This window comes from Gordonibacter sp. RACS_AR49 (genome assembly GCF_030418435.1).
Lineage (GTDB): Bacteria > Actinomycetota > Coriobacteriia > Coriobacteriales > Eggerthellaceae > Gordonibacter > Gordonibacter urolithinfaciens.
This window is the reverse complement of sequence record NZ_JAIUDM010000001.1, coordinates 889,680-903,380: the sequence shown is the minus strand read 5'-3', so window position 1 is coordinate 903,380 and position 13,701 is coordinate 889,680. Positions and strand designations below refer to the sequence as shown.

14 protein-coding genes are annotated in these 13,701 nt (G+C 55.6%); 11 read left to right on the top strand and 3 right to left on the bottom strand.

What is annotated here, in order from left to right; translation table 11 throughout:
* Window positions 1-315: 315 nt before the first annotated feature.
* The 6 genes from rpmH to rsmG all read left to right on the top strand — a co-directional run bounded on the left by rpmH (window position 316) and on the right by rsmG (window position 3,253).
* Entirely contained in the window at window positions 316-450 is a 135-nt protein-coding gene (gene rpmH, locus LB310_RS03835; RefSeq protein WP_041239173.1) for a 50S ribosomal protein L34, read from the top strand.
* Window positions 451-464: 14 nt separating this feature from the next.
* Window positions 465-794 carry a ribonuclease P protein component gene (gene rnpA, locus LB310_RS03830; RefSeq protein WP_301154573.1) on the top strand — a complete coding sequence of 110 codons (330 nt, stop codon included), beginning with the start codon at window positions 465-467 and terminating at the stop codon, window positions 792-794.
* A 19-nt stretch (window positions 795-813) separates the two neighbouring features.
* Entirely contained in the window at window positions 814-1,047 is a 234-nt protein-coding gene (yidD, locus tag LB310_RS03825) for a membrane protein insertion efficiency factor YidD (protein WP_096228620.1), read from the top strand.
* 48 nt (window positions 1,048-1,095) lie between these two features.
* Entirely contained in the window at window positions 1,096-1,866 is a 771-nt protein-coding gene (locus LB310_RS03820) for a YidC/Oxa1 family membrane protein insertase (protein WP_087191151.1), read from the top strand.
* Between the two features lie 91 nt (window positions 1,867-1,957).
* The gene (locus LB310_RS03815; RefSeq protein ID WP_087191150.1) at window positions 1,958-2,491 is read left to right on the top strand and encodes a R3H domain-containing nucleic acid-binding protein; all 534 of its coding nucleotides are present in this window, start codon (window positions 1,958-1,960) and stop codon (window positions 2,489-2,491) included.
* Window positions 2,492-2,599: 108 nt separating this feature from the next.
* Window positions 2,600-3,253: a 16S rRNA (guanine(527)-N(7))-methyltransferase RsmG gene (rsmG, locus tag LB310_RS03810; protein WP_301154572.1), complete on the top strand. Its 654-nt coding sequence runs from the start codon at window positions 2,600-2,602 to the stop codon at window positions 3,251-3,253.
* A gap of 70 nt (window positions 3,254-3,323) precedes the next feature.
* On the opposite strand, the gene LB310_RS03805 is transcribed toward rsmG, so the two are convergent.
* A complete protein-coding gene (locus LB310_RS03805; protein ID WP_301154571.1) occupies window positions 3,324-3,725 on the bottom strand; it encodes an endonuclease domain-containing protein in 402 nt (133 codons plus the stop codon).
* Window positions 3,726-4,082: 357 nt separating this feature from the next.
* On the opposite strand from LB310_RS03805, the gene LB310_RS03800 reads away from it, so the two are divergent.
* Both LB310_RS03800 and LB310_RS03795 read left to right on the top strand, forming a co-directional pair.
* The gene (locus LB310_RS03800; RefSeq protein WP_087191201.1) at window positions 4,083-4,964 is read left to right on the top strand and encodes a ParA family protein; all 882 of its coding nucleotides are present in this window, start codon (window positions 4,083-4,085) and stop codon (window positions 4,962-4,964) included.
* A complete protein-coding gene (locus LB310_RS03795) occupies window positions 4,957-6,018 on the top strand; it encodes a ParB/RepB/Spo0J family partition protein (RefSeq protein ID WP_301154570.1) in 1,062 nt (353 codons plus the stop codon). Before LB310_RS03800 ends, LB310_RS03795 begins: the two co-directional genes overlap by 8 nt.
* A gap of 93 nt (window positions 6,019-6,111) precedes the next feature.
* Here LB310_RS03795 and rlmN read toward each other — a convergent pair whose 3' ends face one another.
* The gene (gene rlmN / locus LB310_RS03790; RefSeq protein ID WP_301154569.1) at window positions 6,112-7,143 is read right to left on the bottom strand and encodes a 23S rRNA (adenine(2503)-C(2))-methyltransferase RlmN; all 1,032 of its coding nucleotides are present in this window, start codon (window positions 7,141-7,143) and stop codon (window positions 6,112-6,114) included.
* Window positions 7,144-7,242: 99 nt separating this feature from the next.
* Here rlmN and LB310_RS03785 point away from each other — a divergent pair, with 99 nt between their 5' ends.
* A complete protein-coding gene (locus LB310_RS03785) occupies window positions 7,243-8,190 on the top strand; it encodes a D-alanine--D-alanine ligase (RefSeq protein WP_301154568.1) in 948 nt (315 codons plus the stop codon).
* A 157-nt stretch (window positions 8,191-8,347) separates the two neighbouring features.
* Here the strand turns inward: LB310_RS03785 and LB310_RS03780 are convergent, their stop codons facing one another.
* Window positions 8,348-8,989, bottom strand: a complete 642-nt coding sequence (locus tag LB310_RS03780) for a hypothetical protein (protein ID WP_087191145.1) — start codon at window positions 8,987-8,989, stop codon at window positions 8,348-8,350.
* Between the two features lie 143 nt (window positions 8,990-9,132).
* Between LB310_RS03780 and LB310_RS03775 the strand changes: the two genes are divergently transcribed.
* Both LB310_RS03775 and LB310_RS03770 read left to right on the top strand, forming a co-directional pair.
* The gene (locus tag LB310_RS03775; RefSeq protein WP_301154567.1) at window positions 9,133-12,228 is read left to right on the top strand and encodes a helicase C-terminal domain-containing protein; all 3,096 of its coding nucleotides are present in this window, start codon (window positions 9,133-9,135) and stop codon (window positions 12,226-12,228) included.
* An 82-nt stretch (window positions 12,229-12,310) separates the two neighbouring features.
* Entirely contained in the window at window positions 12,311-13,645 is a 1,335-nt protein-coding gene (locus LB310_RS03770; protein WP_301154566.1) for a hypothetical protein, read from the top strand.
* Window positions 13,646-13,701 lie beyond the last annotated feature (56 nt).

The following is a 13,701-nucleotide window of genomic DNA, read 5'->3' as shown; positions in this document are numbered from 1 at the left end:
AATCGCGGTTTTCCCCATTTTCCACAATTTCTCGCTCACTTCGAGCATTAAACCTCATTGGTTTTGTTGGAGAAAAGCAGTGGCAGGTGCTCCACCTTAGGTTTTCCCCTTCGAAGAGTTGTGAAAATGGCATGGAGGTGAACAGGTGTTCTTTCCTTAAGTGGAAAACCTGTTTGGCGGATCTCCGCGCTCCTTGTCTTCAAACGATTCATCCTTCGATTTATTGCCGCTGCTTCGTGGAAATACGCTTGACGTCCCGATAACATGATATATACTTTGGAAGTTGCTCTTGAAAGTATCGAAAGGGAAATGACCATGAAGCGCACGTATCAACCTAACACGCGCAAGCGCGCCAAGTGCCACGGCTTCCGTGCCCGCATGTCGACGAAGGGTGGCCGCGCCGTCCTGTCTGCTCGTCGCGCCAAGGGACGCAAGCGCCTCTGCGTGTAACCAGGGGTTCTGGGTTGGAGACCATAAAATCCAACGCGGAGATATCGTCCCTGTTTACCCACGGCAAGCGTTTGCACACGCCCTACCTCACGTTCATCGTGGTACGCAACGAAAAGCAGCACGACCCATCCGGTCGTGCTGCTTTTATTGCTGGGAAGAAACTGGGCAACGCGGTGTGGAGGAACAGCGCTAAACGACGCATGAGGGCGATATGTCGCGAACTTGGCGGCCCTTGGAGGGGCTACGATGTGATTTTCCTCGCAAAGTCGAACATCGTGCGGGCGTCTTATAGTAAAGTGCTAGCAGCATGTGACGATACGTTGAAGCGAGCCGGGGTGCGATGAGGTTCACGCGATGGGGACGATCTCCGATTTCATAAAACACCTGCCCTGCAAGACCGCGGTGTTTATGATCACGTTCTACCGCGCAGCCATCTCTCCGCTTTTTCCCTCGTGCTGCCGTTTCACGCCAACTTGTTCTGAATACGGGATCATCGCGTTTAGACGCTACGGGTTCTGGAAGGGGCTGAAGCTGACGGTGAAGCGGATTCTACGATGCCGTCCAGGAGGCCCTCACGGATACGATCCCGTCCCTTGATCGAGGGGATCGTGCGGCCTCTTTGGTATATAGGAAGGAAAAAGCTACATGTGGGACGCATTTAAGGATTTGATATTCCAGATCATCCAGTTCTTCTATGATTTCTGCGGGGACTGGGGCATGGCGATTATCATCGTAACGGTCATCTTCCGCGTGCTGATCTCGCCGCTCATGCACAAGCAGACGAAGTCTTCTTTCCAGATGCAGAAGGTCCAGCCTCTGATGAAAGAAATCCAGACGAAGTATGCCGACGACCCGCAGCGGCAGCAGGAGGAGATGCAGAAGCTCTATGCCGAGGTGAAGTTCAATCCCCTGGCGGGCTGCCTGCCCATGCTCCTGCAGATGCCTATCTTCATGGCCCTGTTCCAAGTGCTTTCCGAGATGGGGGCCCGTACCGAAGGCTCTACGTACGAGTTCTATAACTTGGTGCCTAGCCTTGTCGAGCGGCCTTCCGAGGCGTTTGCACAGGGTTTTGGAACATTTGTTCCTTATTTGATCCTTATGGTGGTGTTTGCTGGAGCCACGTTCCTTCCGATGGTTCTGCAGCAGATGAACAACAAGGACAACGCACAGCGCAAGCAGATGGTGATCATGTCCGCGGTCATGAGCGTGTTCATGCTGTGGATCAGCTGGGGCTCTCCGGCTGGTGTTCTGCTGTTCTGGGGTGCTTCCTCGCTCATCGGCCTCGGCCAGCAGCAGATCTCCATGCGCATCATGAAGAAGCGCGACGCGGAGGCTGCCGAGACCATCGAGGTGAAGCCGATCGAGGTCGACGTCACGCGCAAGGTTAAGAAGCCTCGTCCGACGAAGAAGCGCTAGGCTTCGCACCGATTGTTTCACGTGAAACAATGGGGCTCGGAAGATCGGTTTCTCCCCGCCTCATTTGGATTGCCTATTGAAGGAGTCTGCCATGGCTGATGAAATTGTCGAAGAGAAGCAGAGCGCTGGGGAAACTGTGGAGGAGCCGGTTGATCTGACCGACGAGGAGCTCGATCGCATTGCCGACACGGCTATTGCGGCGCTGCAGGATATCCTCAAGTACTTCAACGTCGGCGAAGTGACGATCGACGAGTACGAGGGCGATGAGGGTGAGCTTATTCTCGATATCACAGGTGACGATCTTGCGGTGCTTATCGGTCGCCATGGAAAAACGCTCGACGCCCTGCAATTCCTGGTATCTGCCATCACGGTGCGCACGATAGGGTATCGTTATCCGGTCGTCGTCGATATCGAGGGTTATAAGGGGCGTCAGCGTGAGAAGCTGGAATCCATTGCCCGTTCTTCTGCCAACCGTGCAGCCAGCCAAAACCGTAGCATCAAGCTCCGTCCAATGACGCCTTACGAGCGACGTATCGTTCATATCACTCTTCGAGATGATGACCGCGTGGAAACCGCGTCAGAAGGTGAAGGAAGCGCCCGACACGTTGTGATCCTCCCTCGTTAATTGAAAGCCTCCCATTGGGAGGCTTTTTTATAGGCGATGTTTCACGTGAAACATTCTGCGTGATGGTACACTTGTGGTGAAAACTCGCCTCGTATCGAAGGATTGCCCATGCAGCACGAAGCACTCATCGATCTCTATTTGGAGAAGATCCTTGAAGCGAATGAAAAAACGAATCTCACGCGCATCTCATCGCTCGAAGAAGCGCGCAAACTTCATATAGAAGACTCGCTAGCCGGACTGGAGGAGTTGATGAAGGCTCCTGAAGGCTTGTACGGCGATCTTGGGAGCGGTGGCGGATTTCCCGGTGTTCCTTTGGCACTTGAATCAGGGAGGAAGACCGTTCTCGTAGATTCCGTTCAAAAGAAAATGGCTATTGTCGGTACAGTTCTTTCAGAGCTTGGGATAGCCGAGCAGGTGTCGACCTATGGTGGCCGTATCGAAGACCTGGCTCTCGAGCGCCCTCGCGCGTTCGCAGCGTTGACTGCACGCGCTCTTTCGAAGCTGTCGGTTCTCATGGAATTGGCAAGCCCGTTGCTTATAAGCGGCGGGCTGCTGATCTGTTATAAAGCAAACGTGCAAGACGAAGAATGGGAGCATGCTCTGTCGTTGCAAGAGAAACTTGGTATGCGCCTGTATTCTGACAGAACGCTCATGTTAAGCGATGGCGAAACTTCTCGAAGGATCATAACCTTCAAGAAATCAGGCCGCTCTAAGTTAAAGCTCCCCCGTCATGTCGGTTTTGCCCAAAAGAAGCCTCTTTAACCAAAGGATGTTTCACGTGAAACATTCGAGTGTTCGAGCGACAACAAGCGATGATGTTTCACGTGAAACATCATCGCTTGTTTCGAACTTCTGAAAGAGGGATAGACGAAAGGTCATTCCTTCGGAGTTCGACTTCTCGGTGAATAGTCTCGCACACTCCTTCGAAATGGTCCCAAATATAAGAGTTTTGGAAACGTAATTCCTTGATTCCTTCCATTTCCAAGTAAGTAGTTCGTATCTCGTCGTATTTTCGGTGGACCTCCTCGTAATGTTGGGATCCATCGAGCTCTATGCTTAACCTTACTTTTCTGCAATAGAAATCGACGATGTAAGGACCGACGATAATTTGGTTCGAGAATCGAATGGGATATTCACGGAGGAAGCGAAACCAAAATATCTTTTCCGCTTCGGTCATATTCTTTCTCATGTATCTGGCCCGTTCAGCTAGGCGGGTACGCGCAGCACGGTTCATTGGCACCTTCTTAGGTTGATCGACGTTATCATTCAGATCATAACGCCGCAACCTTGCCGGAGAACCGTATTTCAACCGGCTCCCAGTTGCTTGGACCTTGCAGGAATACAACATGGCAGCCGGCTGAATCTTGCACCTATCAGACAGGGTTCTTGCATGGATCTTGCAAGAACCCTGTCAATCCACCGCTATAGTGTTTCACGTGAAACACAAACAAGGTATACTAGCTTCAATGCTCTTGAAAGGGGGCCTTTTGTGGGACTGTTCGATAGTCTGAAACGTGATAGAAAAGCAGCTGAGACTGTCAAATCAAATGAAGAACCCATCGTTATCGAGAATACGACGTACGAGGACGATATCGTCATAGAGGATATCGAAGTAGTCGAACGTGAAGTTGTTCCCGAGGTGGAAAAGGATATACCCCTTAAGCCTATCAAGTCTTTCAAGGACAAAGCGCCGGTAAAGCATGTGGTGGGCCAGACGAAGGTCATGGCGATCATCAACCAGAAAGGCGGCGTCGGGAAATCAACGACCGCGATTAACTTATCTGCTGCGCTCGGTGAAATGGGCAAGCAGGTGCTCTTGGTAGATCTCGACCCCCAGGGCAACTCTTCGAGCGGACTCGGTATCGAGAAAAGCCGTGTCGAGCATTGCGTTTACGATGTGCTTTTGAATGATGTAGCGGTAGAGGACGTTATCATTCCCGACGTATGCGAAGGTTTGGACGTTATTCCCGCCACTATCAACCTGGCCGGCGCGGAAGTCGAGCTGGTTGCCGAGATGGCTCGTGAGAACCGCCTGCGCGACTCGGTTGGCTCGTTGCGTGGTAAATACGATTATGTTTTCATTGACTGTCCCCCCTCGCTTGGCTTGCTTACCGTAAATGCCCTCGTGGCCGCTGACAAGCTTCTCATACCTATCCAATGCGAGTTCTATGCACTGGAAGGTGTGACAAAACTCCTCGATTCGATGAAACGTGTCAAAACACGCCTTAATCCGTCATTGGATATCTTCGGTGTGTTGTTGACGATGTACGACGGCAGAACCACGCTTTCAAAGCAGGTTGTCGAAGAAGTGCGCAATTATTTCGGCAAAATTGTTTTCGATACGCTCATTCCGCGTACCGTTAAGCTTTCCGAGGCTCCAAGCTTCGGGCAACCGATAACACAGTACGATCCGTCTGGTAAAGGCGCCCAATCGTACGTTGATCTTGCAAAGGAAGTGATAAACCGTGGCTAAATCGACGAAAAGCGGATTGGGACGCGGTCTGAACTCGTTGTTGGGTGGCTCTTACGAGGAAGCTGTTCCTCCGGAGCCGGCAAAACCGGCACCTCGGGTTGTTATCGAGGCAGAGGAGCTTGACGAGCCGATAAAGCGCGCGTTTTCGGCACCGGTATCTGCCGAGGCGCCGGCTCCCCCACTTGTGCCGCAGGACAAAGGCGTATCTGCAGATAATTTCATCAAGGACGAGGACCATGTGACCATTAAGAGTGTGGTGCAGCGCCGAACCGACGAAGTGCCGCTCGAATCAATATCGCCGAATCCCGATCAGCCGCGAACGAACTTCAAGCAAGAGGAAATCGAGGAGCTTGCGACCTCTATCCAAAAAGACGGTCTACTGCAACCTATTCTCGTAAGGCCGGTCGGTTCTCAAAAGTACCAGATCATCGCTGGAGAGCGTCGATGGCAGGCATGTCGTTCGATCGGCATGAAAACCGTTCCTATCCGCATCAAGGAAGCGGATGATGATAAGGCACTCGAGCTGGCTTTGGTGGAGAATATCCAGCGTTCGGATTTGAATCCCATCGAGGAAGCGTACGGTTACCGTCGAATGATGGAGCGACGCAACCTCACGCAGTCGGAAGTCGCCCAGGCAATGTCGAAAGGACGATCGACGGTCGCCAATGCGCTGCGTCTTCTGGAACTGCCAGAAGAGGCCCAGCAATTGCTGTTCGAGGAGAAGATCACGGCAGGTCATGCGCGTGCAATCTTGTCCATCCCTTCGAAGGAGGGAAGACTGAAGCTATCCCAGAAGCTGGTGGAAGAAAAGCTGTCGGTGAGGGAAACGGAGGCAATTGCACGCCTGCTTGCCGGCAAGAAGAGCCCAGAATCGGCCCAAACGCGCCAACCGACGCCGAAATCGTTTAAGACCGTGGCGAAAGCGCTTAGGGATGTCCTGCACACGAACGTCAGGGTGAAAACAGTGCAGGGCAAGAATAAGATCGAGATCGAGTTCAAGGACGAAGAGGAATTAGAGAAGTTGTTCGAGGAATTGATAGCATCGACTTCGTAATGTTTCACATGAAACATTACAGATTAGAAAAAAGAGCGCCCTTCCGAGGCGCTCTTTTTGTGCGATGAGATTGAAATGTTTCACGTGAAACACCTAGAGATGTTTCACAGCATTCTTCAGTTGGCCGCATGCGCCAGCGATGTCGCTTCCACGCGAATGCCGTATGGTCGTCTCTATGCCGCTCTTATTGAGGGACAGGTGCCAGTGGTTCATTGTTTGGATCTTGCTTGGGGAAAACTCTGACTCTTCGATTTCGTTCAAAGGAATAAGGTTGACATGGCAGAGCAATCCCTCGCAAAACTCTATGAGTGCTTTCAGGTCGTTTTCGTTGTCGTTAATGCTGTTCATCATGGCATACTCAAGGGTGATGCGCCTATTCGTACGCTCGATGTATTTGAGGAGCGCCGTTTTAAGCTTGCCTAGCTCATAGTTTGCAACGCCCGGCATGATCTTGTCACGCGTACGCTGAATTGCCGCATGAAGCGACACTGCAAGGGTAAACTGTTCGGGTTCGGTTCCGAGGCGGTCGATACCGGAAAGGATACCGCAGGTGGAAAGCGTGATGTGTCGCGCTCCGATATTGAGGAGTCTCGCGTCGTTGAGAATACGCAGGGCGCTTAGCGTCTGCTCGTAATTGAGGAAGGGCTCCCCTTGTCCCATAGCCACCACATTGGATACACGTTTTCCCATACGCGTCTGCACAATCAAAACCTGCTCGACTATTTCTCCAGCCGAGAGATTGCGGGTGAAGCCCTCTTTGCCCGTAGCGCAGAAGGCACATCCCATGGCACAACCAGCTTGCGTTGAACAGCACACGGTGAGCCTGCCATCGGATGAAGGTATGGCAACTGTCTCTACCCGTGCCCCGTCATGGTAAGAAATTACATACTTTGCTGTTCCATCTTGTGAGGTTTGAGAATCCACGACATTGGAAATGAAAAGGGGATAGTCGATGGAAAGTTGCTCACGCAAAGTTCGAGGAAGGTTCGTCATCTCGTCATAGCTGCTCGCATTATGTAAGTAAAGCCATTCGTAAAGCTGCTTTGCCCGAAAAACCGGTTGATCGAGTTCCTTCATCAGCTGTTGAAGTTCTTCGAGCGAATATGTTTTGATGGGTTTTATCATGGCCGCATTATATCTCATCATAGTTGTTTGAAATGTTTCACGTGAAACATTGCTATACTCAGCAAGCTATTGGTTCTTCAACGAAAGAAGGTTCGTTTCATGGTTGCATGCGTTGACCCCCAGCATTGCCATGTTGCGCTGCTCGTTGGCGGCATCAGCGGTGAACGTGAAGTATCGCTTGCGTCGGGCGAGGGAGCACACCAGGCTTTGACGGAGGCAGGTTTTCGAGTGACGGTACTTGATCCTGCTGACAAAGAGGACCTGAAGAAGCTCATCGATGGCGGATTCGATGTGGTATTCATCTGTCTGCACGGCAAATACGGGGAAGATGGAACGTTGCAGGGAATGCTCGAGATGATTGGACTTCCTTATATTGGTTCGGGCGTGTGGTCAAGTGCCCTTGCCATGGATAAGGTGAAATCAAAGGTCTTTTACCAAGCGGCCGGCATTCCAACACCCCCATCTGTCACATTGCGTTCTGCTAACCCTGCTGACATCGATATGATTGTAGACAGCTTGGGAGAGCACTGCGTGGTGAAACCTGCCACAGAGGGAAGCGCTTTAGGTGTTTTCATAGTCGATGAGCGAAAAGCACTTCAAGAGGCGATTGAGAAAGTTCGCGAGCTTGATAACGAGATCTTGATCGAGCGCTATATAAAAGGCAAAGAACTGACCGTGGCAGTAATCGGCAACGATGATCCGCGAGCTCTTCCGATTATCGAGATCGTTCCAGTAAACGACTTCTATGATTACGAGGCAAAATACAAGCCGGGCGCTTCGCAGCATCTTTGTCCGGCCCCTCTTTCGGAAGAAACGACGAAGCAGATTCAGGATATGGCCGTCAAAGCGCATAAGGCCCTTGATTGTGCTGGCGTATCTCGGTCGGACTTCATTCTGGATGACGAGGGAAAGTGGTGGATACTCGAGACGAATACCATCCCGGGTATGACGGGTACTTCGCTGCTCCCCGACGCGGCCCGCGCTGATGGGATATCGTTTCCCGAACTGTGTACGATGCTGATTGAATTTGCACTTGAGAAAAAATGATCAGTGCGGGTCGGCTGATATAAAGTCAATGTTTCACGTGAAACATTGACTTAGGGAAGAGTCAAAATAAAAATGATCGCCGATTGTTTCACGTGAAACAATCGGCGATTTCTCTAGCAAGCACCAAGGATGTTTCACGTGAAACATCTGGAGAGAGTTAAAATACTCCACATGTTTTCAGCCCGAACAGGGCAAGCGCAACTACAGCAAGTATGAATATCCAACTAACTATATAGCAGCCCTTGTTACCTTTGCGTCCTTGCTCGATAAGCCTCTCCGACATCTTGCGTCGGCCCTTCATGATCACCGTTCCCGGCTTCTTGGTTGGAAGAGGCACCGTTTTCGAAGGTGACCAAGTGCCGTTGCTATCAAGTATCTGTTTGATGCCCTGCTCGCCGAGGTCGACTTCGGGGCGGATTCCTTCCATCAAGCGCTGGGCGACGTTGCCTGCAAATGTCGTGAAAGCCTGCTCGTGCTCCGGTGAGAAGCAGAGAATGGCAACCTCGCCCCAATACTCGCCTGGTTCCGGGCTGTCCGTGAAGGCAACGAAAGAGAGCAGCGCCTTGATCATCCAATTGCGGGCGTGAAGTACGCGGAGCCGTCTCGTTGTATCCGCATCGAGGAAGGCGACGCGGTGTCCGAAACGGTTTACTATCCAGGCTACGGCCGTGCCATCTTCGGTGACGAATTCCACATCGAAAAGGTCGCCGACAAGATTGTCGGCTCCAAGCAGTACCGCAGCGTCCTTTTTGGATGGTGTATCGAAGCGTGCGTAAAATCCAGTGTAGGTGGTTTCCATGGTATCCCCTCGAGCGGTTCAGGTGCAGGATGAAGTGTACCATGAATGTTTCACGTGAAACATTTCTGATGTTGGATGGGCTTTTACCCGGGCAAGGGCGTTTTGGTTTGTACGAACAGTTGAGAGATGGTAGGCTGATCGTTATGGAAAAGCACAGCGAGCAGGCGCATGGTATCCTGCAAACTTTTATAAGCGATGGGACGTCTGCAGCTATCGAGGCGCGTTATGCTTCGCTGCCGGCAATTGCCGCTGAAAGCGATTATGGGGATCTTGATCGCAATATCGTGGTCCTCGACACCGAGACGACCGGTTTCTCGTTCAATCACGACGAGCTGACGCAGATCGCCGCCGCCCGCATGGATCAGGGGAGGATCGTCGACTGGTTCATCACGTTCGTGAACCCGGGGAAGCCTATTCCGGAGGATGTCGCCTATTTGACCGATATCCACGACGAGGATGTGGCGGATGCGCCACATCCATCCGATGCCTTGTCTGATCTGGTAAAATTCGTGGGAGATGCGAAAATAGTCGCGCATAATGCCGAGTTCGACCGCACGTTCACCACCCGCCATCCCAGTGGTTACCCGCTGTTGGAGAACACGTGGATCGATTCGCTCGACCTTGCGCGCATCGCGCTTCCTCGTTTGAAATCGCATCGCCTGCTCGACTTGGTGAAGGCCTTCGGCGCGCCGCTCTCGACGCATCGGGCCGATGCCGATGTCGAGGCCACCTGCTCCATCTTCCGCATCCTCTTGGCGGCTGTCGGGGCGATGCCCGTGCCGCTCGTGCGCGAGATAGCGCGCATGGCGACGCCCGAGCAATGGCCGACCCAGGTCGTGTTCGATTATTTCGCCGGCAAAAGAGGCGATGATGATATCATATGCGCAGGTCAAACGAATGAATTGGGAAAACCAGAATCCGAGGCAGCACGTCAGCGCTTCTCGCTGCGCGTCTTGCGCCGTGAGCGTGTGGCGAAGTTCGACCGCAAGCCGAAGACGGATGCCGATGCCATAGCAGCCGATCCCCTCCGCGATCTGGCATTCCCTTCTGACGAGGAGATCACCGCCGCCTTCGCCGCCGAAGGGTTGGTGGGAGGCCTCTATCGCAACTTCGAGCCGCGTGCCGAGCAACTGGCGATGGCCGAGGCCGTGCGCGCCGCTTTCGCCGCCTCCGAGAACCTCATGGTAGAGGCCGGTACGGGCGTGGGAAAGTCTATGGCCTATTTGGTTCCGGCAGCCTTGACGGCCCGCAAGAACAATATTGCCGTGGGTATTGCGACGAAGACCAATGCCCTGCTCGACCAGCTTGTCTACCATGAGCTGCCGGCGCTGGGCACTGCGCTTGCGGAGGCGGGTATCACCGGTGGAAATGCTCCGTGCGATAATGCTGATGCCCTTGGTGAAATCCCTGAAGGGCTCACCTATGCCGCGCTCAAGGGATTCTCCCATTACCCGTGCCTGCGGAAGATCGACCGCTTGACCGTCGAAGGGCCCGGCACGCGCCTCGTTGCCGGCAAGGAGCAGTCGCAGGCTCCCGCGCTCGCCGCGCTGCTCTCGTACATCGAGCAGACCGAGTACGACGACATGGACGGCCTGAAGATCGATTACCGCCTGCTTCCGCGTTTCGCCATCACCACGACGAGCCACGACTGCCTGCGACGCAAGTGTCCCTATTTCGGCACGTCGTGTTTCGTCCACGGCGCCCGCCGTCGTGCCGAGAGCGCGGATATCGTGGTAACGAACCATAGCCTTCTGTTCTGCGATCTGGCTGCCGACGGGGGATTGCTGCCCCCGATCCGCTACTGGGTGGTCGACGAGGCTCACGGTGCCGAGGCCGAGGCTCGCCGCGCCTTCTCGCTGGCACTTTCGGCCGAGGATATCTTGCGCCTGACCACGCGCTTATCTGCCGACGAGGCGTCGCGCAATGTGTTCCTGCGCGCCGAGCGCCGTGTGATCGCGCCGGAGAAAGGGGAGGGCGCTGTGCTGTTCTACGCCCTCACCAGCAAGGCGCGCGCCGCTGGCAAGGCCTACGGCGAAGCCGCCCGGGAGTTCACCACCCACTTGAAGGACCTGCTGTTCTTCGATGCGAACAAGCGCGGAAAGGCCTACGACTACGTGGAGCTTTGGCTCAACGACGACATCAGGAGCAGCGAGACGTTCTCTTACGTGGCGTCACTCGGCCGCGTGATGGCCGATGCGGCCGAGAAGCTCGTCACCCCGTGCCAGGAACTGGTGGGATACCTGGAGGACGTTGATGGCGCCGCCGACGTGCAGCGCGAGATAGCCTCCCTCGCTATGGAGTTGAAAGACCAGATCAGGGCTGTCGAGCTGATTCTCGTGCAAGCGCCCGATGGCTACGCCTACGCGGCGTCGCTCTGCCGCAAGAACGACAAGGCCACCGACAAGCTGGAGGCCCTGCTGCTCAATGTGGGCGAAGCGATGAACGAGACGCTGTACGCCCGCACCCATTCCGTGGTGTTCGCCAGTGCCACGCTGGCGGTGGACGAGAAATTTGACGCCTTCGAGGCGGCCTTGGGCTTGAACACCGGCGAACTGTCGCACTGCCGCGCTTGCAAGCTGGATTCGAGCTACGACTTCGATGCGCATATGACGGTGTACGTGGCCTCGGACATGCCCGAACCGAACGACCCTGCCTACCTGGAGCGTTTGCAGAGGTTGCTCGTGGACGTGCACCGCGCGCAGCAGGGGTCGATGCTCACGCTGTTCACGAACCGCCGCGAGATGGAACGTTGCTTCGACGTGGTGCAGCCGGCGATCAAGACCGACGACCTGCGCCTCGTGTGTCAGAAGTGGGGCGTGTCGGTCAAAGGCCTGCGGGACGATTTCCTCGCGGACGAGCACTTGTCGCTGTTCGCGCTCAAGAGCTTCTGGGAAGGATTCGACGCACCGGGCGCCACGCTCAAGGGCGTCGTCATTCCGAAGCTGCCGTTCGCGAAGCCCACGGACCCGCTCTCATGCGAGCGTGCTGCACGCGACGACCAGGCATGGAGGCGTTACGTGCTGCCTCAGGCCGTGCTGGAGACGAAGCAGGCGGCCGGCCGCCTCATCCGCAAGGCGGACGATCGCGGCGTGCTCATCCTGGCGGACAAGCGCCTGGTGACGAAGGGCTACGGCAAGGCGTTCCTGAACTCGTTGCCCAGCCGCACCATCAAAGTGTGCACGTGTGCCGAGATCGTGGCGGAGCTCGCAGCGGCCGCTGACGACGAGTCGCCCGCCTGACGGGCGGCGGTTCTCGCGGAGCCGATGCATGGGTAAGCGAAACGACAAACTGGGACGGGCCGCCCACATCAAGCGACATACCGTGGGCACGTCGAACGAGATATCGTTCAGCGTGCTCGACGCCGCTAAAAACGAGCTGGAGGGGGACGTCGGGAAGGACGCCGCCGCGCGCCCTTCCCGGTTCGGTCATGTATCTCTGTTCACCTTGCCGCTACGTCGGAAGAAGAGCATCGCCACCCCCACAAAAGAGCGCGGTCTGCTGCTCTCGAGCGGTGAATTCGCCTCGGCGGAGAACCCGACCCCTGCTTCTTCTTTGGGAACGGTAGACGTCGGCTCTCCCAAATCCGATGTTGGGGGTCCGACTACGGTGCCAACAGGAGCGCCGCGCAAGACGGCCGCTGCCGGCTCCGCGGCGCCGGCAGCAGGAGCCCCTGCCCCCGTCCCCTCGAAGCTAGTTCGTTCTCCCGAGGAAGAGATAGCCCTCCGCAAGGCCCGGCGTCGCCTTCATCGCATGTTGGCGGCTACCCTCGTGGTGGTGGTGGGTCTGTGCCTAGCGGGCGCGGGCGGTTGGTACCTTTACCAGGATCATCAACGGCATTTGCATCAGGTGGCCCAACTCGACGAGGCGCTCGATCTCATCAGGGAGGCTGACGAAACGGTGGTGGCACTGGACGGGATCGTGGCTAATCCGCTCGATGCCGGCTCCCTGGCCCAAGCCGACAGCGTGCTCGCAAAGCTCCCCGCTGCGCTCGCACAGCTTGAGGAGGCCGATGCCGCCGCGCGCCGCGTGTCGGTTGACCTGCGCGAGTCCGAGGACAAGGAGGCGGCGAACCAGACCGTTGCGGCCACAGGTGCGCGTACCGCGCTGATCGAGAGCGGCCGGCAGATCGTCGAGCAGGCGCAGCGGGCGGACGAGGCCGCGCGCGCCGTGAGGGAGGCATGGCAGCGGGTCGTCGAGGCCGATGCCCTCGCCCGCGATGCCGCCGCCTTGGTGGCCGATACTACCGCAGAGCATGTGACGGCCTCCAAGGATAAGACCAATGCGGCCGTCGGAGCCTTCGCAGATGCCCAGACGGCGCTCGAAGCGCTTGACTCCGCGTATGCAGACGTCGATCTGGCGAGCCCGCTCGACTACGTGGCAAAGCGAATCGAGGCCATGGGCTACGCGCTGGCGTCCGATGACGCGTTCCTGGCGAAAAACAAGGAGGAGGCCGTCGCCCAGAACGATGCCTACAACCGTGCGGACGCCGAGGCTGCGACGCTGGCCGCAGGCCTTCCCGACGATGTGGCGCAGCTGGTTTTCGATGCCTACGATCAGGCAACCGGCACGCTTTTCGAGACGTATTCAACGGCTCGTTCACAAGCTGGAGCAGCGGATGCGTTTCTTCGTGATTATTTGGGAACCACCAGCAAATAGCGTATACTAACGGCATATATGCCTAGCAGGATGTCACAAGTTCGTGAGCGAAAGGC

Excerpts from the sequence above, each read along its gene's own strand:
- rpmH (WP_041239173.1), top strand. The coding sequence starts at position 316 with ATGAAGCGCACGTATCAACCTAACACGCGCAAGCGCGCCAAGTGCCAC.
- LB310_RS03820 (WP_087191151.1), top strand. The coding sequence starts at position 1,096 with ATGTGGGACGCATTTAAGGATTTGATATTCCAGATCATCCAGTTCTTC.
- LB310_RS03815 (WP_087191150.1), top strand. The coding sequence starts at position 1,958 with ATGGCTGATGAAATTGTCGAAGAGAAGCAGAGCGCTGGGGAAACTGTG.
- rsmG (WP_301154572.1), top strand. The coding sequence starts at position 2,600 with ATGCAGCACGAAGCACTCATCGATCTCTATTTGGAGAAGATCCTTGAA.
- LB310_RS03805 (WP_301154571.1), bottom strand. The coding sequence starts at position 3,725 with ATGAACCGTGCTGCGCGTACCCGCCTAGCTGAACGGGCCAGATACATG.
- rlmN (WP_301154569.1), bottom strand. The coding sequence starts at position 7,143 with ATGATAAAACCCATCAAAACATATTCGCTCGAAGAACTTCAACAGCTG.
- LB310_RS03785 (WP_301154568.1), top strand. The coding sequence starts at position 7,243 with ATGGTTGCATGCGTTGACCCCCAGCATTGCCATGTTGCGCTGCTCGTT.
- LB310_RS03780 (WP_087191145.1), bottom strand. The coding sequence starts at position 8,989 with ATGGAAACCACCTACACTGGATTTTACGCACGCTTCGATACACCATCC.
- LB310_RS03775 (WP_301154567.1), top strand. The coding sequence starts at position 9,133 with ATGGAAAAGCACAGCGAGCAGGCGCATGGTATCCTGCAAACTTTTATA.